At 63.9% G+C, this 20,026-nt stretch carries 21 protein-coding genes; 12 read left to right on the top strand and 9 right to left on the bottom strand.

Going from position 1 to position 20,026, the window contains the following annotated elements:
* Window positions 1-54: 54 nt before the first annotated feature.
* The 3 genes from ACN0YF_RS09530 to ACN0YF_RS09540 all read left to right on the top strand — a co-directional run bounded on the left by ACN0YF_RS09530 (window position 55) and on the right by ACN0YF_RS09540 (window position 3,028).
* Window positions 55-726: an OmpA family protein gene (locus ACN0YF_RS09530; protein WP_417481050.1), complete on the top strand. Its 672-nt coding sequence runs from the start codon at window positions 55-57 to the stop codon at window positions 724-726.
* Window positions 727-911: 185 nt separating this feature from the next.
* Entirely contained in the window at window positions 912-2,117 is a 1,206-nt protein-coding gene (locus ACN0YF_RS09535; RefSeq protein ID WP_417481051.1) for an EAL domain-containing protein, read from the top strand.
* A 56-nt stretch (window positions 2,118-2,173) separates the two neighbouring features.
* On the top strand, window positions 2,174-3,028 hold the full coding sequence (locus ACN0YF_RS09540; protein ID WP_417494193.1) for a TIGR01459 family HAD-type hydrolase: 855 nt from the start codon (window positions 2,174-2,176) through the stop codon (window positions 3,026-3,028).
* Here the strand turns inward: ACN0YF_RS09540 and ACN0YF_RS09545 are convergent.
* Window positions 3,025-3,723, bottom strand: a complete 699-nt coding sequence (locus ACN0YF_RS09545; RefSeq protein WP_417481053.1) for a protein phosphatase CheZ — start codon at window positions 3,721-3,723, stop codon at window positions 3,025-3,027. The two genes, ACN0YF_RS09540 and ACN0YF_RS09545, sit on opposite strands and share 4 nt — an antisense overlap.
* A gap of 51 nt (window positions 3,724-3,774) precedes the next feature.
* Window positions 3,775-4,161 carry a response regulator gene (locus ACN0YF_RS09550; protein WP_417470890.1) on the bottom strand — a complete coding sequence of 129 codons (387 nt, stop codon included), beginning with the start codon at window positions 4,159-4,161 and terminating at the stop codon, window positions 3,775-3,777.
* 152 nt (window positions 4,162-4,313) lie between these two features.
* On the opposite strand from ACN0YF_RS09550, the gene ACN0YF_RS09555 reads away from it, so the two are divergent.
* From ACN0YF_RS09555 to mutL, 6 genes are all read left to right on the top strand, one after another.
* Entirely contained in the window at window positions 4,314-4,724 is a 411-nt protein-coding gene (locus tag ACN0YF_RS09555) for a MaoC family dehydratase (protein WP_417494213.1), read from the top strand.
* 6 nt (window positions 4,725-4,730) lie between these two features.
* Window positions 4,731-5,675 carry a bifunctional riboflavin kinase/FAD synthetase gene (locus tag ACN0YF_RS09560; protein WP_417481055.1) on the top strand — a complete coding sequence of 315 codons (945 nt, stop codon included), beginning with the start codon at window positions 4,731-4,733 and terminating at the stop codon, window positions 5,673-5,675.
* Between the two features lie 182 nt (window positions 5,676-5,857).
* A complete protein-coding gene (ileS, locus tag ACN0YF_RS09565) occupies window positions 5,858-8,830 on the top strand; it encodes an isoleucine--tRNA ligase (RefSeq protein ID WP_417494194.1) in 2,973 nt (990 codons plus the stop codon).
* A gap of 13 nt (window positions 8,831-8,843) precedes the next feature.
* On the top strand, window positions 8,844-9,413 hold the full coding sequence (gene lspA, locus ACN0YF_RS09570) for a signal peptidase II (RefSeq protein WP_417494195.1): 570 nt from the start codon (window positions 8,844-8,846) through the stop codon (window positions 9,411-9,413).
* 83 nt (window positions 9,414-9,496) lie between these two features.
* Entirely contained in the window at window positions 9,497-10,039 is a 543-nt protein-coding gene (locus tag ACN0YF_RS09575) for a DUF3035 domain-containing protein (protein ID WP_417481058.1), read from the top strand.
* 54 nt (window positions 10,040-10,093) lie between these two features.
* The gene (gene mutL / locus ACN0YF_RS09580) at window positions 10,094-11,962 is read left to right on the top strand and encodes a DNA mismatch repair endonuclease MutL (protein ID WP_417494196.1); all 1,869 of its coding nucleotides are present in this window, start codon (window positions 10,094-10,096) and stop codon (window positions 11,960-11,962) included.
* On the opposite strand, the gene ACN0YF_RS09585 is transcribed toward mutL, so the two are convergent.
* The 3 genes from ACN0YF_RS09585 to ACN0YF_RS09595 form a co-directional block, all read right to left on the bottom strand.
* Window positions 11,959-13,098, bottom strand: a complete 1,140-nt coding sequence (locus ACN0YF_RS09585) for a hypothetical protein (RefSeq protein WP_417494197.1) — start codon at window positions 13,096-13,098, stop codon at window positions 11,959-11,961. The genes mutL and ACN0YF_RS09585 overlap by 4 nt on opposite strands.
* Before the next feature lie 127 nt (window positions 13,099-13,225).
* Entirely contained in the window at window positions 13,226-13,789 is a 564-nt protein-coding gene (gene rsmD / locus ACN0YF_RS09590; protein ID WP_417494198.1) for a 16S rRNA (guanine(966)-N(2))-methyltransferase RsmD, read from the bottom strand.
* A 3-nt stretch (window positions 13,790-13,792) separates the two neighbouring features.
* Window positions 13,793-14,947, bottom strand: coding sequence for a pseudouridine synthase (locus ACN0YF_RS09595; RefSeq protein ID WP_417481062.1), 1,155 nt, complete (start codon window positions 14,945-14,947; stop codon window positions 13,793-13,795).
* 37 nt (window positions 14,948-14,984) lie between these two features.
* Between ACN0YF_RS09595 and tadA the strand changes: the two genes are divergently transcribed.
* Both tadA and ACN0YF_RS09605 read left to right on the top strand, forming a co-directional pair.
* Window positions 14,985-15,467, top strand: coding sequence for a tRNA adenosine(34) deaminase TadA (gene tadA, locus ACN0YF_RS09600; protein WP_417494199.1), 483 nt, complete (start codon window positions 14,985-14,987; stop codon window positions 15,465-15,467).
* On the top strand, window positions 15,457-15,789 hold the full coding sequence (locus ACN0YF_RS09605) for a TfoX/Sxy family protein (protein ID WP_417494200.1): 333 nt from the start codon (window positions 15,457-15,459) through the stop codon (window positions 15,787-15,789). Before tadA ends, ACN0YF_RS09605 begins: the two co-directional genes overlap by 11 nt.
* Window positions 15,790-15,793: 4 nt before the next feature.
* On the opposite strand, the gene ACN0YF_RS09610 is transcribed toward ACN0YF_RS09605, so the two are convergent.
* Complete coding sequence (locus ACN0YF_RS09610; RefSeq protein ID WP_417494201.1) at window positions 15,794-16,372, bottom strand: GNAT family N-acetyltransferase; 579 nt, start codon at window positions 16,370-16,372, stop codon at window positions 15,794-15,796.
* Between the two features lie 3 nt (window positions 16,373-16,375).
* On the bottom strand, window positions 16,376-17,113 hold the full coding sequence (locus ACN0YF_RS09615) for a TSUP family transporter (protein ID WP_417481066.1): 738 nt from the start codon (window positions 17,111-17,113) through the stop codon (window positions 16,376-16,378).
* 83 nt (window positions 17,114-17,196) lie between these two features.
* On the opposite strand from ACN0YF_RS09615, the gene ACN0YF_RS09620 reads away from it, so the two are divergent.
* Window positions 17,197-17,481: a hypothetical protein gene (locus ACN0YF_RS09620; protein WP_417494202.1), complete on the top strand. Its 285-nt coding sequence runs from the start codon at window positions 17,197-17,199 to the stop codon at window positions 17,479-17,481.
* A gap of 114 nt (window positions 17,482-17,595) precedes the next feature.
* Here ACN0YF_RS09620 and ACN0YF_RS09625 read toward each other — a convergent pair whose 3' ends face one another.
* Window positions 17,596-18,660 carry a phosphotransferase gene (locus ACN0YF_RS09625; RefSeq protein WP_417494203.1) on the bottom strand — a complete coding sequence of 355 codons (1,065 nt, stop codon included), beginning with the start codon at window positions 18,658-18,660 and terminating at the stop codon, window positions 17,596-17,598.
* The gene (locus ACN0YF_RS09630) at window positions 18,657-19,955 is read right to left on the bottom strand and encodes an amidohydrolase family protein (RefSeq protein WP_417494204.1); all 1,299 of its coding nucleotides are present in this window, start codon (window positions 19,953-19,955) and stop codon (window positions 18,657-18,659) included. The genes ACN0YF_RS09625 and ACN0YF_RS09630 overlap by 4 nt, the downstream gene beginning before the upstream one ends.
* Window positions 19,956-20,026: the final 71 nt, after the last annotated feature.

Raw genomic sequence — 20,026 nt, forward strand, 5'->3', positions numbered from 1 at the left:
GTGATAATAACGCTCTGACGGTCGACGCGACCGCGAAGCTGAGAGGTCGAACCCATGAAGATCCGTACTGCGCTGATGACTACCCTGGCTGCGCTGGCCATGACGGCCTGCACCACCACTGACCCCTATACCGGCGAAGTTCGCCCGAATTACACTGGACGTGGCGCGCTGATCGGCGCTGCCGCCGGCGCTGCGCTGGGCTATCTCACCAATACGTCCGACAGCCAGGAAGGCCGTACCAACGCCCTGATCGGCGCCGGCATTGGCGGTCTCGCCGGGGCCGGGATCGGCAATTACATGGATCGCCAGGAAACGGCGATGCGCGAGGCGATGTCGGACAGCGGCGTCGGCGTTCGCCGCCAGGGCAATGATCTGCTGCTGATCATGCCGGGCGATGTGACCTTCGACACCAACTCCTCCTCGATCAAGCCGGACTTCTACCGCATCCTCAATGATGCCGCCGAAGTCCTTAATCGCTATCCCGCCACCTATGTCGATGTCATCGGTCATGCCGATTCGACCGGGGCGGATGCCTATAACCAGACGCTGTCCGAACAGCGGGCCTCGTCGGTGGGCAGCTATCTGATCTCCCAGGGCGTGCTGCGCGACCGTTTCTACATCGCCGGCATGGGCGAGCGTTCGCCGATCGCCAGCAATGACACCTCCGAGGGCCGGGCCCGCAACCGGCGCGTCGAAATCCTGATCCGCCCGCATACGGTTTCCTGATCCGGGTATCAGCTGACTGGAAGAAAGCGGTCCACTCCGGTGGGCCGCTTTTTTCTTGCCGGGGAAAAGCGGGGCCGGGTGGCGGTTTACCTTCGTTAACCAAACGACAACCGGTAGAGGATCAGCCTAGCATCAAGCATTGCCACCGATTCGTTTTCGGCATTGCCGGTTCAACAAGGCTGCCCATGCCCCGCGCATCAGACATTCTCATTCTGCTCACCTATGTGATGATCGCGGTCGTCGCCGCGGTCGGGTTCGAGTTCTTCGGCCTGATGTCGACGGCGACAGCCTGGATGATGGGCGCGATCGTGTTCATCGTTGCCGGCATGGCCCATTCCGCAGCCTCGCATGCGGCGGAACGCAAGGCGACGGAAGAGGAAATCCGCGGCCTCAAATCGGCCAATCTTGCCCTGGCAGAGGAATTCGAGGCGGCGCAGCGCCGGCTCGATGAAATCACCGACGAGCTGCGCTGCGAGGCTGTCGAGCGCGACAATGCCTTCGTGCACGAGGTCAAGGTGCTCGAGGATCTGGTGCGCCGTGTCGGCGAGCCACTCCCGGACCGGACCGGACCGGCCGTCGAGGCGAGCAGCAAGGCGGTCAATATCGACATCATCCGCGAGGCGCTCCAGGCGAATCGGGTCGATCTCTACCTGCAGCCCATCGTCACCCTGCCGCAGCGGCGGATCATGTTTTATGAAAGTTTCACCCGCCTGCGCGACGCGGCTGGCCGCCTGCTGGCGCCGAGCGTCTTCATAGAGGCCGCCGAACGCGCCGGCCTGATGACCGAGGTCGACAATCTCCTGCTGTTCCGGTGTGTCCAGATCCTGCGCCGTCTGACGCAACAGGATCGCCGTGTCGGGATCTTCTGCAATGTCTCGGCCCATTCGCTGGCCGATGAGAGCTTCTTCCCGTCCTTCCTCGACTTCATCCGCCAGAACAATGACCTCGCCGGGGCCCTGATTTTCGAGATCCCGCAGCGTGCCTTCATCGAGCGCAATGCGATTGCGGCGCGCAACATGTCGCGCATGGTCGATTTCGGTTTCCGCTTCTCGATCGACCAGGTCACGGATGTCGATGTCGATCTCGCCGAGATGCAGCGGGCCGGCGTACGTTTCGTGAAGATCGCCGGCGAGCGCCTGCTCGATGCGGTCAATAATCTCGAGTCGATTGCCGGACTGGAGCCGGGTTCGATTGCCCATGAAGACATGGCCGGCGTGTTTGCCCGCCACGGCATCGACCTGATCGTCGACAAGATCGAATCCGAATCGACCGTGGTCGAAGTGCTCGAGCTCGACGTCGCCTACGGCCAGGGCCATCTGTTCGGCGAGCCGCGCCCGGTGCGTGACGAAGTGCTCGACGAAGCCGGCAATGTTGTCCGGATGGCCAGCTAGCAAGCGCCCAGCGGGTCAGGATTGACCTGACGCGGCGGCGCTGCTTCAACCCGCTCATGACCCAGCCTGTTTGCCTGTCCGAGCTACGTGACCGCTATGACGTCCTGTATTGCGATGTCTGGGGCGTGATCCGTGATGGCCGCCGGCTCTTGCCCGCCGCTGTCGACGCCCTCATCCGCTTTCGCCAGTCGGGCGGATTTGTCTGCCTCGTCTCCAACTCGCCGCAACGCGCGCGCGGCCTGGCGGCCCACCTGGACCAGATGGGCATGCCCGGTGGCAGTATCGATGCGATCGTCACCTCGGGCGATGCGATCCATGCGGAGCTGGCCAAGCGAATGCCCGGCCGCGCCCTGCGGATCGGGCCGGATGATGATGACGCGCTCTATGAGGGGCTGGACATCCGCTTCACCGACCTCGCCGACGCGGATTTCATCAGCTGTACCGGGCCGGATGATTACTGGAACGGCAAGCCGGAGGACTATCGCGGCGTGCTGGAAGCGGCGCTTGAGCGCGATCTCGATCTGGTCTGTGCCAATCCCGACATTGTCGTGCAGTCCGGGGACCGGCTGGTCTATTGCGCCGGTGCCATTGCGCGCCTGTACACCCAGATGGGCGGGCGGAGCATTGTCGCGGGCAAGCCGCACCGGCCGATCTACGAACTGGCACGGGCCAGGGTCGAGGCGTCGGGCCGGTCTGTCGACCTAAAGCGGGTTCTGGCCATTGGCGACGGGCCGGAGACCGATATCGCCGGTGCCATGCGCATCGGCATCGATGCGGTCTTCATCGCCGACGGCATCCACGCCGCAGACCTGAACAGCGACAGTCTCGATTCCGAAACTGTCGCTGACATGTTGGATGACTATGGGGTGCAGGCGCGCTGGTGGGCGCCCAAACTGGTCTGGTCGGCCTAGTCGAACAGCGAGTCGATTGAGCCCTGGTCGAGATCATTGACCGGTGGCGCATCCATCGCGGCGAACATGGCGTCGATATCATCCTGGCTGGTTTCAGGACCGCCCATGGCCGGACCGTTGAGCAATTGCTCGCGGGCACGCTTTTCCTCGGGCGTTTCTTCCTGCGGGGTCATGTCAGCGTCGCGGACACCCATCACCTCGGCGAAGCGGGCGACCCGGTCTTCGACATGGCGCAGGCTGTTGACCACTTTGGAAACCCGCTGACCAGCGAGATCCTGGAAACTGCAGGCTTCGATGATGGTCATCATCTGCGCCTCGACATTGGCCCGGTAGGCAGCGAAATCTTCGTTGTCATCGCAGAGGACATCCTCGGCCGCCGACATGATGGTCTCGGTGGCCTTCTCGGTATCCCCGACAACGGCTTCCAGCTCGGCGCCGGCGGTCGGGATACGCTGGGTCTTGATATCATTGGGGCGCAGGGCGGCAATTTCGTCCCGCGTCCGTGAGATATACTCGGCGATATAATTGAATTCCTGGCAGATCGACTGGTCGAGGGAGCTGAAGAACAGCTTCATCGTATCCGTCAGCTGGTGGGCCAGCTTCAGAACTTCCATGATCTGCGCACCTTGCAGATCGCCGGCCTTCAGGGAGGCGAGCGATGTGCGGACTTGCGCGGCGACATTGGCGGCGGGCATGCGGCCCTCCTTGCTCAGCAGGTTCAAACGGGGTGTCGTTCAGGCCAGGGCCTAGAAATCACCCAGAACAGCGGACATCTTCGATTTCAAGGTGCCGGCATTGAACGGCTTCACGATGTAGTTGTTCACGCCGGCTCGTTTCGCCGCGACAACATTCTCGGTCTTGGACTCTGCGGTCACCATGATGAAGGGCGTGGCTTTCATGCCTTCATCAGCGCGAACCTTTTGCAGCAGCTCGTAGCCGGTCATCGGTTCCATGTTCCAGTCGGAAATGACCAGTCCATATTTGTTTTCCTGCATCTTCGCGAATGCTTCCTGCCCGTCAGAGGCATCATCGACATTCTCGAAGCCAATCTGCTTGAGCAGGTTGCGTATGATTCTGATCATGGTTTTGTAGTCGTCCACAACCAGGATCGACATTGTCATATCGACAGCCATGCTAAGTCTCCATCCACTCGGCGTGTTACCTGAGACAGCTTGTTCCGCTGTCTTCATCGATGACCCTAGACAACTGCGGATAAAAATCGGTTAAAGCGAGCGAAGACACGGAGAGAGTCATGGCGGAAATCGTAGCAATTGCCTTGGAAGACATGCGAATCGGTCAATCTGCGGAAGCAGTGCGAGTCGTTGTTGAGGAAGATCTGGACCAGTTTGCCAAGGTGTCGGGCGACTATAATCCGGTACATATGGACGAGGCCTATGCCCGCACGACGCCGTTCCGCGGCCGGATCGTGCACGGCGCCCTGGTCGCCTCCCACATCTCCGGTGTGCTCGGCAACCAGCTGCCTGGACCGGGCGCGATCTTCCTGGCGCTGAACATGCGCTTCTTCCAGCCGGTCCGGATCGGTGACGAGGTGCTGACGCGCGTCACGGTGAAGGATATCGACATCAAGGCCCGGCGCCTGGTCATGGACTGTGTCTGCACGGTCGAGGGCAAGGTCGCGATGCAGGCCGAGGCGGAAGTCATGGTCCGCAAGCGGCGCCGTGCCCCGGTTGAGTAGCTGTTGATGCAGACGCTTCACGGATATGACCGGATTGACGCCGGACACCGCGGTGCGGTTGTCGCGCTGGGCAATTTCGACGGCGTGCATCTGGGGCACCGCGCCGTGCTCGATGTTGCGCGCAATCTGGCCGGCGCGGCCGGGGCAAAGCTCGGCGTCGCCCTGTTCGAACCTCATCCGCGGCGCTATTTCGCGCCCGAGGCAAGGGCGTTCCGGCTGATGAGCCCGGCGCGCCGCGATGCCCTGCTGGCCTCCCTCGGCGTTGACCAGCTGCATGTGCTCGAATTCGACGCCGTGATGGCCCAGATGACGCCGGAGGGGTTCGTGCAGACGGTCCTCGCCGACGGTCTCGGGATCAATGGTATCGTCACCGGGGCCGATTTCCGGTTCGGCGCCGGCCGCACCGGTTCGACCGTCGAGCTGGCGCAATTGTGTGATGCGCGTGGCATTCAGTCGGCCTTCGCCGAGCTGGAGGGCAATGGCTCCGACAAGGTTTCCTCGACCCGGATCCGCCAGGCCATCCATGACGGCAACATGCAGGCCGCAGCCGAACTTCTCGGCGTGCGCTGGACGGTGGACGGCATTGTCGTGCAGGGCAATCAGCGTGGCCGCACGATCGGCTTCCCGACCGCCAATATCGATCTGGGCGATTATGTCCGCCCGGCCTACGGGGTCTATGCCGTCCGCGTCGGCATTGACGGCCAGCCGGCAGACCGCCCGGCCGTGGCCAATATCGGAACGCGGCCGACGGTCGACGGTGTGACGGAATTGCTGGAAGTCCATCTGCTGGACTTTGACGGTGATCTCTATGGGCGCGAACTGGCGGTCGAGTTTCATGACCATTTGCGTGCCGAACGGCGCTTCGACGGGCTCGATGCTCTCAAGGCGCAGATCGCCCTGGATGCCACCCGCGCCCGCGACGTGCTGACGCGTGTGGCTGGACCGGCCTGACGGGCTCGGATATACGCGGAGCATGGTTTGTTCCCGATTGAAGAAATGCGATGCGGAGCTGTCTCCGGCATCCCTTGTCCGGCGAATTAGCGGCCCGGGCCGCCGGGATTGATCCTGGCGGTTCCGGGAGACTGCCTCTCCTCCAGAACCCTCCACGATACTGACCGCAAGGACCTGATCCGATGACGGATAAGACCGCCGATACCGGAAGCGAAACTGCCGAGAGCCGCGATTATCGCGAGACCCTGTTTCTGCCCAAGACCGATTTCCCGATGCGCGCCGGCCTGCCGACGCAGGAGCCGCGCTGGCTCGAGCGCTGGGAGAAGCTGGAAATCTACAAGCGCCTGCGTGAGCAGGGCGAGAAACGCACCCGCTTCGTGCTGCATGACGGCCCGCCCTACGCCAATGGCCACATCCATATCGGCACCGGCATGAACAAGATCCTGAAGGATTTTGTCGTGCGGTCGCGCCAGATGGCCGGTTTCGACGCGCCCTATCGACCGGGCTGGGATTGTCACGGCCTGCCGATCGAATGGAAGGTGGAGCAGTTCTACCGGTCCAAGGGCCGGAACAAGAATGATGTTCCGACCAAGGAGTTCCGCGCCGAATGCCGCTCCTATGCCGCCGGCTGGATCGATGTCCAGCGCGAGGAGTTCAAGCGTCTCGGCGGTGTCGGGAACTGGGATGATCCCTACACCACCATGGCCTATGAATCCGAAGCGGCCATCGTGCGCGAATTCCTCAGCTTCGTGAAACAGGGCCTGGTCTATTGCGGCTCCGCTCCGGTGATGTGGTCGCCGGTCGAGCAGACTGCCCTGGCTGAAGCCGAAGTCGAATATCACGACAAGGTCTCGACCACGATCTATGTCCGCTTCCCGCTGCGCGGCCTGCGTAAGGATGGCTCCGCGATTCCGGCCTCGTGCATCGGTGCGCATGTGGTGATCTGGACCACGACTCCGTGGACGATCCCGGCCAATCGCGCCATCTGCTATTCGCCCGATATCAGCTATGGCCTGTATGAGGTCACGGCGGTTGGCGAGAGCGAGTTCAAGCCCTGGGCGATGCCCGGTGATCGCCTGATCGTCGCCGACAATCTGTGGGAAGAGACCGCCGCCGCGGCCATGATCAAGCGCGCTGACCGGATCATGACCGTCGAACCGGAAGGTTTTGTCTGCGCCCATCCGCTCGCCAATGCCGACAAATACTGGAGCTATGGCGTGCCATTGCTCGCCGGTGACCATGTGACCGACGAGACCGGTACCGGCTTCGTCCACACGGCACCGGGCCATGGCGCCGAGGACTATGTCGCCTGGATGGCGCATCCCGAATGGCATGACCGCAATATGCCGGTGCCCCAGACCGTGGGCGAGGACGGTGCGTTTTACGACACGATCCCGCTGTTCGGCGGCTTGCACATCATCCGTGTCGACGGCAAGAAGCAGGGCCAGGACGGGCCGGCCAACAAGGCGGTGATCGATGCCCTGATCGCCCAGAACCGGCTTCTGGCGCGTGGGCGTCTGGAACACTCCTATCCGCACTCCTGGCGCTCCAAGGCACCGGTCATCTTCCGCAATACGCCGCAATGGTTCGTCGCCATCGACCGGCCGATGCAGGATGGCCGCTCCCTGCGCGAAGCTGCGCTCAAGGCGATCGGCGATACCGAATGGACGCCGAAGGTCGCTGAAAACCGCATCCGCTCCATGGTTGAGGGACGGCCGGACTGGCTGGTCTCGCGCCAGCGCGCCTGGGGCGTGCCGCTGACCCTGTTCGTCGAGGCCGGCACCAAGCGCGTGCTGAATGATCCCAAGGTGCATGCCCGTATCATCAAGGCCGTCGAAGAGGACGGGGCCGATGCCTGGTTCGAGCGTCCGGCATCTGAATTCCTCGGCGAGGAGTACAATGCTGATGAGTGGGAAAAGGTCACCGATATTCTTGATGTCTGGTTTGACAGCGGTTGCACCCATGCCTTTGCGCTGGAACCGCGTCCGGATCTGAAATGGCCGGCCGATCTCTATCTTGAAGGCTCCGACCAGCACCGCGGCTGGTTCCAGTCATCCTTGCTGGAAAGCTGCGGCACGCGCGGCCGTGCGCCCTATGACGCCGTGCTCACCCATGGCTTCGTCATGGCCGGTGACGGTCGCAAGATGTCCAAATCGCTCGGCAATACGCTGGCACCGAACGAGATCGCCAAGAAATACGGCATCGAGATCATGCGCCTGTGGGTCTCGGCCCAGGACTTCACCGATGATCTGCGCATCTCCGAGGAGATCCTGCAGACCTCGGTCGATGCCTATCGCAAGCTGCGCAATACGATGCGCTATGTGCTCGGTGCCCTCGATGGTTTCGAGGAGTCGGAAACCGTCCCGCACAATCAGATGCCGTCGCTGGAACGCTGGGTGTTGCATCGCCTGCATGAACTCGACGGTATCGTGCGCGAGGGCTATGCGGCCTATGACTTCAAGAAGGTCTATTCGGCGCTGTTCAATTTCTGCGTCGTCGACCTGTCGGCCTTCTATCTCGATGTCCGCAAGGACAGCCTGTATTGCGACCGCCCGGACGCCCTGCGCCGCCGGTCGGCGCGGACCGTCATGCATGAAGTCATCGACCGCCTCACGGCCTGGATGGCGCCGATCATGCCCTTCACCATGGAAGAGGTCTGGCTCGGCCTGCACCCGTCCGACACCGACAGTGTGCATCTGCGCACCTTCCCGCACACGCCATCCGACTGGCATGATGGCAGCCGTGCCGAGCGCTGGCAGACCATTCGCCGCCTGCGCCGGGTCGTGAACGGGGCACTGGAAGTGGAGCGCCGTGAAAAGCGCATCGGCTCCAGCCTCGAAGCCGCACCGCAGGTCTATGTCGCCGACCCGGCCTATCGTGATGCCCTGGCGCAGGAAGCCGACGGCGATATCGAGGACTATCTGGCCGAGATCGCGATCACCAGCCAGGCCAGCCTGCACGATGAACCGGCTCCGGACGGGGCTTTCCGTCTCGAGGATGTCGCCGATATCGCGGTCATTCCCGGCCGTGCGGTCGGCCGCAAGTGTGCACGCTCGTGGAAATATTCCACCGAGGTCGGCAGCGACAGCCGCTATCCCGAACTCTCCCCGCGCGATGCCGAAGCGGTCGCCCATTGGGACGCGATGAATGCTTGAGCGGCTGCGCGCGATGAGACAGGCGATCCGGCTCACACCTGAGTCCCGGCTGGGGTTGATCCTCGCCGGGGCCGTGCTGGTGCTCGACCAGCTCAGCAAATGGTGGGTGCTCGACCGGCTCGCCTTCTCGCCGCCGGGCTGTCTGGATTTCCAGCGCGCCGACGCGGCCGCCCGCGCCAGCATGGCCAATAATTGCGGCCATATCGAAGTCTCGCCCTTCTTCGACCTCACCATGGTCTGGAACAAAGGCGTCAGCTTCGGCCTGCTCGGTGCCGACGGTCCGCTTGGCCGGTTCCTGCTGGTCGGGTTTTCGGTCGCTGTGGCCCTGGCCCTGGTCGCCGGCCTGCTGTCGGTGGGACCGTTCAAGGTCGCCCGGCGCTGGCAGGCGATCGCGTTCGGCCTGATCATCGGCGGCGCCCTGGGCAATGCCATCGACCGGGCCCTCTACGGGGCCGTCGCCGATTTCCTGAACTTTTCGGGCCTGATGTTTCCCTGGGTGTTCAATATCGCCGATGTCGGGATCAATCTCGGCGTTGCGGCCATCATCCTGGATGTGTTCATTCTCGACCGCGATAAGCGGTAGACGAAGATGTAATGGTCTACGGGCTGGAGATCGACGAGACTCTTCGCTACATATGATCTGAAGAATGACTGGAGCTAGTCGACATGCGTTTGCCATCCGTACTCATCGCCGCTGCCGCGGCCAGTTTCGCCCTGACGGGTTGTGCCGCTGTTGAGCGGGGTTTCGGTGGCGGCAAGGTCACGCCGGACGAATTCCGCACGGTCACCATTGCGCCGCTGAGCGTGCCGCCCGAATTCAATCTGCGTCCGCCGGAGCCCGGTGCGCCACGTCCCGACGAAATCTATCCCGACCAGATGGCCCGTGCGGCTCTGCTGGGTTCCCAGGGTGAATTCCAGGGCAGCGATGCCGAGGCCCTGCTTGTCGCCCATGCCGGTGGCGGCGCGGCTGACCCCTTCATCCGCTCGATCATTGATGGCGAAACCGCCGGTGTCGTGCACAAGACCCGCAGCTTTGCCGACCAGGTCCTGTTCTGGCGCAATGGCGAATATGTCCCGCCCGTCGATGCGACACCGCTTGATTCCGGTGCCGAGGCCCTGCGCCAGGAGCAGATCCTCAACACCACCGGTGGCGGCGATGTCGAGATCGAACGCGATCGCCGGCTGTTGCCGAAACTGCCGGGCCTTTGATCGCGACCCCGTCGCGGACTTGACCGACTCAGGGCCAGCCGAAAGGTTGGCCCTATGTCTTTGACCATGACCCAGCCCATCATCCGCCGCCTGCCCGCGCAGACCGTCAATCGCATCGCCGCCGGCGAGGTGGTCGAACGGCCTGCCTCCGTGGTCAAGGAACTGGTGGAGAACGCCCTCGATGCCGGCGCCACCCGGATCGATATTGTCGCCGACAGTGGCGGCCTTACGCGCCTGCTGATCGAGGATAATGGCAAGGGCATGAGCGCCGAGGAGCTGGCGCTGTGCATCGAGCGCCACGCAACCTCGAAACTCCCCCTGGGTGAAGATGGTCAGGACGATCTGCTCAATATCGCCACCATGGGCTTTCGCGGTGAGGCGCTGCCCTCGATCGGTTCGATTGCCCGTCTGTCCATTGTCAGCCAGGCACGCGGTGCCGGCGATGCCTGGTCGGTCAGTGTCGAGGGCGGGCAGGCCGGAGACGTCGCCCCCGTCGCCCCGCTCGGACGTCCGGGCACGCGAATCGAAGTGCGCGACCTGTTCTATGCGACCCCGGCGCGCCTGAAATTCCTCAAGAGTGAACGGGCGGAGAATCTCGGCATTTCCGATGTCGTCAAACGTCTGGCCATGTCGCGGCCCGATGTCGGCTTCTTCCTGGTCCAGGACGGACGCAAGCGCCTGTCGATTGCCGCCGAGAGCGGCGATGATGCCGAGGCGCACAAGGCCCGGATGACGGCCGTGATCGGTGCCGATTTCGGCGCCAATGCGCTGGAAGTCGATCAGGTGCGCGAAGGCGTGCGGGTGACCGGTTTCGCCAGTCTGCCGACCTATTCACGCGGCAATGCGATGCACCAGTATCTCTTCGTCAATGGCCGCCCGGTGCGCGACAAGCTGCTCGGCGGTGCCGTGCGCGGCGCCTATCAGGATTTCCTTGCCCGCGACCGCCATCCCGTCGTCGCCCTCAATGTCGAACTCCCGACCAGCCAGGTGGATGTCAATGTCCACCCTGCCAAGGCCGAGGTCCGCTTCCGCGATGCCGGCCTGGTGCGCGGGCTGATCGTCGGGGCGCTGCGCCATGCCCTCGCGGGGGCCGGTCACAGGGCCTCCACGACCGTTGCCGGCCATGCCCTTGGTGCGGTGCGCCCGGAGGGGTATCGGCCACTACAGGGCGCCCAGTACCAGGCGCCGACCCATTCACCGCTCTGGGGCCGCATGCCGGAACCGCATCAGCCGGGCGTGTTCGAGCCGGGCATGTCGGCGCGGATCGAGCGCGATGATACGCCGGAAGACGCTCCGGGCTTGCCTGCGGGCATGGAGGGCCAGCCGCAGGCTCCGGCGCCGGACTGGCCGCTGGGCATTGCGCGGGCGCAATTGCACGAGACCTATGTCATCGCCCAGACGGCCGACGGTATCGTCATCGTCGACCAGCACGCAGCGCATGAACGCCTGGTCTATGAACGCATGAAGGCGATGATCGCCGAGACCGGTGTGCAGCGCCAGCGCCTGCTCGTGCCGGAAATTGTCGATCTGGAAGAGGCTGAGGCCCAGCGCCTGCTCGACCGCAGTCATGAGCTCGCCGAACTGGGTCTGGTGATCGAGGGCTTCGGTGCCGGTTCAATCGCGGTGCGCGAAACGCCGGCCTTGCTGAAAAAGCTGAATGTCCAGGGCCTGATCCGCGATCTCGCCGATGATCTTGCCGAATATGACCAGGCGCTGTCCCTGAAGGAAAAACTCGAGGATGTCGTCGGCACCATGGCCTGCCATGGCTCGGTGCGCGCCGGACGGCGTCTCAATGGCGAAGAGATGAATGCCCTGCTGCGCGAGATGGAGGCGACACCCCATTCCGGCCAGTGCAATCATGGCCGCCCGACCTATGTCGAGCTGAAACTGGCGGATATCGAACGCCTGTTCGGACGGCGCTAGGCTGAGGCCTGCCGGTCCGTTGCCTTGTCGAAGCTGAGATCGAGGGAGTGGGCCAGCTCGCCGATGAGTTCATTGGCGATGTCGACATCGACGCGCGTCTCGGTGTCCTTGCCCTGCCGGTAATTCCAGAAATCGCAGGCATGCGAGATCTCGCCGATCGCCCGCCCGATCTCGGAAAAGGACTGGCTGGCACCGCGCAGGAAGGTCTGGAAGGGCAGCGGATCATTCTCGTCGATCAGTGACTGGAACACGGTGTCGTAATTGACGAGATGGACTTTGACCGAGGCGAAATTCTCGTCGAGGCGCTGCAGGATCCGCCGCACCAGGCCATAGATGAAGACCTTGTCTTCCTGGCTGGCCCTGGCAAGACGCATGCTGGCCATGCGGGTGGCAACAGCCGGGAAGCCCTGCAGCAGGCGCGCATAGCACCACTTGTAGTACAGCACGCCCTTCCAGCCCTTCAGCGACCGCTCGAAATCATCGATGCCGAAGCGCAGGGCGTGACGCAGCGGCGCGAGCGCCGGGTTGGTGGGATCTTCCATCATCAGATGGGTCAGACGGTCGGCGGTGAGATCGATATCCAGCCCCGCCGCTCCGCTGGCCCGGTCGACCAGGGCGCGCATGTCGCGGCGCAGGAAGGAGCGCACCGCGCGGATATCCTGCAATGAAATGTCGAAATAACAATCGGCCACCTGGCGGCCGAGCCCCTGGGTCACATCGCGCAGCAGATAGGGGTCGAGCGAGGGCAGGCGGGCAATTTCCCGCAGCAGTTCCAGGTCGCGGCTGATCGCTTCATTGGGCGTGTTCGGCCCGACTGCCTCGCGAAAGGCCGAGTCCAGATTGGGTTGCTCGACAAACAGGGCATAGCCGCCGAGCTTGAGGTCAGACTTGCTGAACGGAAAAACGATCTTCGTCGCGGTGGCGCGATGCGTGTGGACATAGGGCCGGTCCTGGGCCCGCAGCGCATGTTTCAGCAGGATGGCATCATTGAGCCGCCGGCAGCTGAACAGGGGCGAGGCGGCGTGCGCCGGGTTCGTCGCATTGAGACGCGCAATTTCGTGCAGGTTCAGGACGCGCGCCGATGCGGCTGTCCTGGCCAGGCGATGCAAGCTTCTGAGTTGATGCGTGCCTGTCATGTCCGCCCCGGTCACGTGTGCATCCAGCTGAACGCTATCTCCGGGAGAATTGGGGACAAATTCGAATTTACGGTTAATGCGGGTGCGCCCGGTCCGCGCTCCCGCGGACGGGGGCGGAAGGTGCGGCTCAGTTGTCGCGTTCGAGGAACATCACCTTGGCGGCGCCATATTCGCGCTCATTGGCGCAGATCCAGCCGGGGGTTTCCGGCTTTTCCTCGATTCCCACTTCCAGCATGGCGACGGCATCTTCAGCCACCCAATTGCCGGTCAGCAGTTTGCCAAGTGCCTTTTCGCCGAGCCCGCTGCCATAGGGCGGGTCGAGGAACACCAGATCGAAGGGTTCGGCCATCGCGGCCGGCCTGGAGCCCATTGCGGTGGCATCCTTGCGGTGCAGACCGGTCTGGGAGAAGAGTTTGAGCGTCTGGATGTTCTCGTGGATCGCTGAGCGTGCACCGGCCTCATTGTCGACGAACAGGCAGTAGGCCGCGCCGCGCGACAGGGCTTCCAGGCCGAGTCCGCCGGAACCGGCAAACAGGTCCAGCACCCGGCTGCCGACCAGGGGCGGAGCCCATTCGGCATGTTCGAGCACGTTGAAAATCGCTTCGCGGGCCCGGTCCGAAGTCGGACGTGTCGTGCGTCCCTTGGGCGCGCCGATGGTGCGGCCCTTGTATAATCCACCAACAATTCTCATGGCCTAGCTGCGCCCCCTTGGCTTGCGGTCGGTGCCGGGCTTGCCGGTGGAGCTGCCGGGTCTGGCGGCGGGATTGCGGTTTTTGCCGGCGAGCTGAAAACCGGTTTTCGGCTTGCTGCTGCCCGTCTTGCCGGCCGGTGGCTTGCCGCCGAACTTGCGGCCATCGGCCCGCTTGGTATCAACCGGCTCGGCCGCGGCCGCTCTCGGGTCCGAGCGTTTCGGCCCGCCACGCTTGGGATCACCACGTTTGGGATCGGGGCGCTTGGAATCCGGGCGGGCCCGTGGGCCGCGCGTGCGGGAATCCTCGAGATACTGCACCGGTTTGGCGAAGCCGGGCTGGCCGGCACCGCCCATGGTGCGCTTGGCCGGGCGCTTGGCAGGGCGGGTGCTGGCGGCGGCCAGCTCCTCGAACACATGCCCGTCTTCCATCAGATGTCCACACTGGTCCTTGAGGACGCGCGAGGCGACGGATTTGACTTCACCGCGATCGATTGTACCGAGCTGGAATGGCCCATAGGCGATCCGGATGAGCCGGTTGACGCGCAGGCCGACGGCATCGAGGGCGCGGCGCACCTCGCGGTTCTTGCCTTCCTTGATGCCGATCGTCAGCCAGATATTCGAACCGGTCTCGCGTTCGACTTCCACTTCCATCGGGCCGTATTTGATGCCTTCCACCGTGATGCCGGCCTGCAGCTTGGCGATGGCGGCATTGTCGATCGTGCCGAAGGCGCGGGCGCGATAGCGCCGCGTCCAGCCGGTGGAGGGCAATTCCAGGGCGCGGGCGAGGGCGCCGTCATTGGTCAGAAGAAGCAGGCCTTCCGATGTCAGGTCGAGCCGGCCGATCGAGATCACCCGGCCGATTTCCTTCGGCAGCTTGTCGAAGACGGTTTCGCGCCCTTCCGGGTCGCTATGGGTCGTCACCAGGCCGGCGGGCTTGTGATACAGCCACAGGCGCGTGGCCTCGGGCGTTTCCACCAGGACACCGTCGACGACGATCGTCTCGCGGCCCGTCACCTTGAAGGCCGGGGTGTCGAGCGTCTTGCCGTCCACCTTCACCCGTCCGCCCTCGATCATGCGTTCGATCTCGCGCCGCGAAGCGACGCCGGCACGGGCGAGGTATTTGGCGATGCGTTCGCCGGTCTCTGCTGCGTCGGTCAAACTTGACCCTTTCCCATCGGCGCTCTACGCCGCCAATATGACAACGTCGCGAGATACCGGGTTTATGGAGGCGGCACTACGCCTGGCGCAAGCGGCAGCGGAAGCTGGCGAAACGCCAATCGGTGCAATCATCGTCGATCCGGCCACGGACGAGATCATCGCGAGCGCGCATAATAGCCCGATTGCGGGCCATGATCCAACCGGGCACGCAGAAATACTCGCCTTGCGCGCCGCAGCGGCCCGGCTTGGCAATTATCGCCTCCCGGGACTGGAGCTGTTCGTGACGCTGGAACCATGCGCCATGTGCGCCGGCGCCATCAGCCACGCCAGGATTGGCCGTCTGGTCTATGGGGCCGATGATGCCAAGGGCGGGGCGGTTGCGCACGGGCCGCGCTTTTTCGAACAACCCACCTGCCACTCCCGCCCGCAGGTCACATCCGGCATTCTGGCCGAGGAGAGCGCGGCGCTCCTGCGCGGGTTTTTCCGGGCGCGCCGCAAGGCGAAAACCAGTGACGTTTGATCCTGACCTTGCCGACCGCATGGAGGCCGCCCTGGTCGCGCGCGGTGCCATGCCGGCGCGCCGCCGGATGTTCGGCGGTATCGCCCTGATGGTGAATGGCCATATGAGCTATGGCACCTCGAATGAGGAGATGCATGTCCGCGTGGGGCCGGAGCGCTATGCCGAGGCACTGACCCGGCCGGGCGCGCGTATCATGGACATGACCGGCAAGGTGATGACGGGCTGGGTCACCATCGATGGTCCGTCCGATCTCGACGAGGACGAGCTCGGCGGCTGGGCCGGTCTGGCGCTAGACTTCAACCGCACCCTGGCACCGAAATAACGGCTCAGGCCGCGAGCCGCGCCTCCAGCCCGTCCCGCGCCGCCGGCCACTCTTCCCTGAGCATGGAAAAATACACCGAGTTCCGCCATTCGCCGGTCCAGCACAGCAGGTGATGGCGCAGCGTGCCTTCCTTTGTGGCCCCCATTTTCAACATCGCATTCTGTGAGCGCAGATTCTTGTGGTGGGTCTTGAGCTCGACGCGCTCGGCACCGGCATCGAAGGCATTGCCGAGCAGGAGGTGTTTGCAGGCCGGATTGACCTTGCTGCCGCGGGCTTCGGCGCAATACCAGGTCCAGCCGACCTCCAGCCGTTTGTGGGGCGGGGTGATCGCCAGATAGGCACTATGACCCAGCGCCGTCCCGTCGCCCTGCCGGCGCACGAGGTGAGAGACCTGGTCGCCGCGCGCCTGGCCGGCCAGCATGAGATCGAACCAGGGATCGAAATGATCGCCATCGCCGCGGATCGAGGTCAGCGCCCACAGCTCGGCTTCCGCTGCCAGCGGCCGCAACTCCTCGCGATGGGCCTCGACCAGCGGCTCAAGCCGGACAATGTCATTTTCAAGTACGCGCGCTTTGATCTGCATGGCTCAGCTCCCGATCAGCAAGAGCGCTCCGCGTATCACATAGATCGCGCCAATTCCTGACACGATCCATTTCGTCCAGTTACGGAATTGAACATCGCTCATCACCTCCAGCAGGCGCGCGCCCAGTGTGGTGCCGATGATCGCGAGCGGGCCGGCGATCAGCAGCCAGTGAACTTGCGGCAGCGCCCCGGCGGCAATCGCCGGAGCGATGTAATAGGCGACCTTCACCAGGTGGGAGACGACCTGTGTCGCCGCCTTGGTGGCCACGATGATGCGCCGGTCGCGCGGGGCGGCGACGAAGAAGACATCGACCAGCGGACCGGACACGCCGGCGACGGTATTGAGTCCGGTGACGAGAAAGCCGCAGATCGCCGCCTGGACCGGATTGCCGGCATCCAGTTTGAGCCATTTGCGGGGAATCCAGATCACGGCCGGCACCAGGCCCAACACGATGAACAGCCAGGGCTTGGGCAGTTCGAAGGCGGCGAAGAACAGGACGGCCGCCGCGCTCGCCGAGCCCGTCAGATAAATGCCGAGGATGCGCCAGTCGATCCATTTGCCGAGCAATATGGCGCGCCAGCCATTGGAGACGGTCTGGACCACCCCATGCACCACCATGGCGGCGGAGACCGGCAGGATCATCGCCAGCACCCCCATCAGGATCAACCCGCCCGCCATGCCGAAAATCCCGGAGATGAAGGCCGTGATGAAGACGGAGATGATCAGGATGAGGATATTCATACGGCGTGGACCAACACGCGGCCCGGCGATGGCGGGCGCGGCCAAACTTGCGGAACACAACGGGAACGTGTAGTGTTCACGGGATGTGGTCCAAGCTGCTTCGATGTCTGATGCAGGTCTCCGCCGGTATAGGCGCGGTGGTCGCGCGCATTACGCTTCCGCTGCGCCGACCGAGTGTATCGGTCTGGCGGAACTGGGAAGTGGTTTGCCGCGCGGCCGGGCTGGGGGCGATTGGACTGTCGGTGTTCGCCGAGGGCGGGCAGGTTCAGCCTGGCAGCATCCTCGCCGGTATCATTGTGCTGATCGCGAGCACATACTGCGCCTATCGAGCGGGCGAAATGGAGGCAGAAGATGATCGGTTCCGTTGAAGTCAGTCTGTGGCCCCTGGTCGTATTCACCGTGTTTATGGTCGCCGTCATAGCCATCGCCAGTTACAATGAAACGCGCGCCCGGCGGGACAAGGATGCCAGGGACGAAACGTCCTAGGCGCCGGCCTTCTTCGCAAATCCCCACGCACCCTCGGCCAGCGGTTTGACGGCCTGGCCTATTTCCAGCGCCTTGGCATTGGAGGCATTGCCCTGCAGCGCCCGGGCATAGACGCCCTGGCAGATCGAGGCGAGGCGGAACAGGTTGTAGGCAAAGTAGAAGTCGAGCTCGGGGATGCCGTCGCGGCCGGTGCGTTCGCAATAGGCCTTGGTATAGGCGGCGACATCGGGAATGCCGAGCGCCGCCAGGTCGACGCCGAGGAAGCCGTTGCGGATCGTTGGCGGCACCATCCAGCCCATCAGCTGATAGGTGAAATCGGCCATCGGATCGCCCAGAGTCGAAAGCTCCCAGTCGAGCACGGCGATGACGCGCGGCTCGGTCGGGTGGAAGACCATATTGTCGAGCCGGTAATCGCCATGCACCACGCTGGTGCGCTCCTGCTCGGGCGCGGCTGTAGGCAGCCAGTCGATCAGCTGGTCCATCGCCTCGATCGTGTCGGTTTCGGCGGCGCGATATTGCTTCGACCAGCGGCCGATCTGGCGCTGGAAATAATTGCCCGGCTTGCCATAGTCCGACAGGCCTGCGGCCTCGACATCGATGGCATGCAGCTGCGCCAGGGTGGCATTGGAGGCGTCATAGATCGCGGCGCGCTCGGCCGGTTCCATGCCCGGCAGCAGCGGATCCCAGAAGATCCGGCCCTCGACGAATTCCATGACATAGAATTCCGTGCCGATGACATCGCGGTCCATGCACAGGCCATACATCACGGGGCAGGGGAAGCCGGCCTCGCCCAGGGCCTTCATGACGCGGAATTCGCGGTCGACGGCATGGGCTGACGGCAGGAGCTTGCCCGGTGGCTTGCGCCGCAGCACATAGCTGCGCGACGGCGTTGCCAGCTTGTAGGTCGGATTGGATTGCCCGCCCTTGAACTGGCTGACGCTCAGCGGACCGGCATAGCCGTCGACATGCTCCGACATCCAGCCCGCCAGGGCCGCCTCGTCAAAGGCCAGCGCATCGGCAACATCCTTGGTGCCGGAAAAACTCTCATCAACCGTGCTCATTCGCTTTTATACACCGTTCCGCCTTGCATAACAAAACCAACATCCATCAAGGCGGCGATATTCTCAAGCGGATTGCTGTCAACGGCGATGATATCCGCATATTTGCCCGGCTCGATCGTGCCGATATCGGCATCCATCTGCAGATGGGCCGAGGCATTGACCGTGGCGGTCTCGATCGCTTCCATCTCGCTGAGGCCGGCCTCGACCAGCAGCTCGAATTCGCGGGCATTGATGCCGTGGCGCGAGACGCCGCTGTCGGTGCCAAAGGCGATCATCACACCGCCCTCATGCGCCCGGCGGGCCATTTCCAGCATGATCGGTCCGACCGAGAGCGATTTCTCGCGCACAGCCGGGGTCATCCAGTCGGCGGTCGAGGCAATCTCGGCGACGGTGGCACCCGCCAACAGGGTGGGCACGAGATAGGCATTGTGGCTGCGGAAGAGCCGGATCGAGTCGCGGTCGAGATAGGTGCCGTGCTCGATCGAGTCGCCGCCGGCCTCGAGGAAGGAATTGATGCCGGTGACGCCATGTGAGTGCGCCGTGACCTGGCGTCCCATCATGTGCGCGGCGCCGACGATGGATTCCAGCTCGTCATCGAAGAATTGCTGCTCGACGCCGGCTGCCGTGTTGGAGAGCACGCCGCCGGTGCCGGTGATCTTGATCACATCGACGCCGGCGCGCACCAGTTCGCGCACCACGCGGCGGCAATCGGCCGGGCCATCGCAGGCGGAGCGGCTGGTCAGCGCATCCATCACGGCGGTCGAGAAACCGTTGACATCGCCATGACCGCCGGTCGGCGTCACGGCCGGGCCGGAGACGCGCATGCGCGGCCCGATGACATCGCCATCGCGGATCGCATCACGCAGGCCGGTCGAGGCTTCCAGCTCACCGCCGACATCCTGCACGGTGGTGAAACCGGCCATCAGCGTGGTGCGGGCATTGTGGACGCCATTGAGCGCCAGATCGGCACTGTTCTCGGTCACTTCCAGCAGACGGCCCTGCGGGCTCAGCTCGCCCTGCAGATGCACATGGCTGTCGATCAGGCCGGGCAGGACAAACTGGTCCGACAGGTCGACGATGGTCGCGCCCTCGGGCGTGACGAAACCGGCCTCGATCGCCTCGATGCGGCCGTCGCGGATCAGGATGGATTGATTGGATGTCGGGGCATTGCCCGGCACGGCCAGCAAATGACCGGCATGGATGACCGTGAGGCCGGCGCCTGGTGCATCCGTCTGCGCCAGGGCCGAACCACCCGTTGCCATCAGAGCGATAGCTGCGACCATTGAACGAAACATGTTTGTCTCCCCGCCTTTTGATTTCTTGGCGCAAACATGCCCCGGCTGGCCGGGAAGTCAATTCACCTGTG

The organism is Maricaulis sp., assembly GCF_048270265.1.
Lineage (GTDB): Bacteria > Pseudomonadota > Alphaproteobacteria > Caulobacterales > Maricaulaceae > Maricaulis.

Excerpts from the sequence above, each read along its gene's own strand:
- ACN0YF_RS09530 (WP_417481050.1), top strand. The coding sequence starts at position 55 with ATGAAGATCCGTACTGCGCTGATGACTACCCTGGCTGCGCTGGCCATG.
- ACN0YF_RS09535 (WP_417481051.1), top strand. The coding sequence starts at position 912 with ATGCCCCGCGCATCAGACATTCTCATTCTGCTCACCTATGTGATGATC.
- ACN0YF_RS09540 (WP_417494193.1), top strand. The coding sequence starts at position 2,174 with ATGACCCAGCCTGTTTGCCTGTCCGAGCTACGTGACCGCTATGACGTC.
- ACN0YF_RS09545 (WP_417481053.1), bottom strand. The coding sequence starts at position 3,723 with ATGCCCGCCGCCAATGTCGCCGCGCAAGTCCGCACATCGCTCGCCTCC.
- ACN0YF_RS09550 (WP_417470890.1), bottom strand. The coding sequence starts at position 4,161 with ATGGCTGTCGATATGACAATGTCGATCCTGGTTGTGGACGACTACAAA.
- ACN0YF_RS09555 (WP_417494213.1), top strand. The coding sequence starts at position 4,314 with ATGCGAATCGGTCAATCTGCGGAAGCAGTGCGAGTCGTTGTTGAGGAA.
- ACN0YF_RS09560 (WP_417481055.1), top strand. The coding sequence starts at position 4,731 with ATGCAGACGCTTCACGGATATGACCGGATTGACGCCGGACACCGCGGT.
- ileS (WP_417494194.1), top strand. The coding sequence starts at position 5,858 with ATGACGGATAAGACCGCCGATACCGGAAGCGAAACTGCCGAGAGCCGC.
- lspA (WP_417494195.1), top strand. The coding sequence starts at position 8,844 with ATGAGACAGGCGATCCGGCTCACACCTGAGTCCCGGCTGGGGTTGATC.
- ACN0YF_RS09575 (WP_417481058.1), top strand. The coding sequence starts at position 9,497 with ATGCGTTTGCCATCCGTACTCATCGCCGCTGCCGCGGCCAGTTTCGCC.
- mutL (WP_417494196.1), top strand. The coding sequence starts at position 10,094 with ATGTCTTTGACCATGACCCAGCCCATCATCCGCCGCCTGCCCGCGCAG.
- ACN0YF_RS09585 (WP_417494197.1), bottom strand. The coding sequence starts at position 13,098 with ATGACAGGCACGCATCAACTCAGAAGCTTGCATCGCCTGGCCAGGACA.
- rsmD (WP_417494198.1), bottom strand. The coding sequence starts at position 13,789 with ATGAGAATTGTTGGTGGATTATACAAGGGCCGCACCATCGGCGCGCCC.
- tadA (WP_417494199.1), top strand. The coding sequence starts at position 14,985 with ATGACAACGTCGCGAGATACCGGGTTTATGGAGGCGGCACTACGCCTG.
- ACN0YF_RS09610 (WP_417494201.1), bottom strand. The coding sequence starts at position 16,372 with ATGCAGATCAAAGCGCGCGTACTTGAAAATGACATTGTCCGGCTTGAG.
- ACN0YF_RS09615 (WP_417481066.1), bottom strand. The coding sequence starts at position 17,113 with ATGAATATCCTCATCCTGATCATCTCCGTCTTCATCACGGCCTTCATC.
- ACN0YF_RS09620 (WP_417494202.1), top strand. The coding sequence starts at position 17,197 with ATGTGGTCCAAGCTGCTTCGATGTCTGATGCAGGTCTCCGCCGGTATA.
- ACN0YF_RS09625 (WP_417494203.1), bottom strand. The coding sequence starts at position 18,660 with ATGAGCACGGTTGATGAGAGTTTTTCCGGCACCAAGGATGTTGCCGAT.
- ACN0YF_RS09630 (WP_417494204.1), bottom strand. The coding sequence starts at position 19,955 with ATGTTTCGTTCAATGGTCGCAGCTATCGCTCTGATGGCAACGGGTGGT.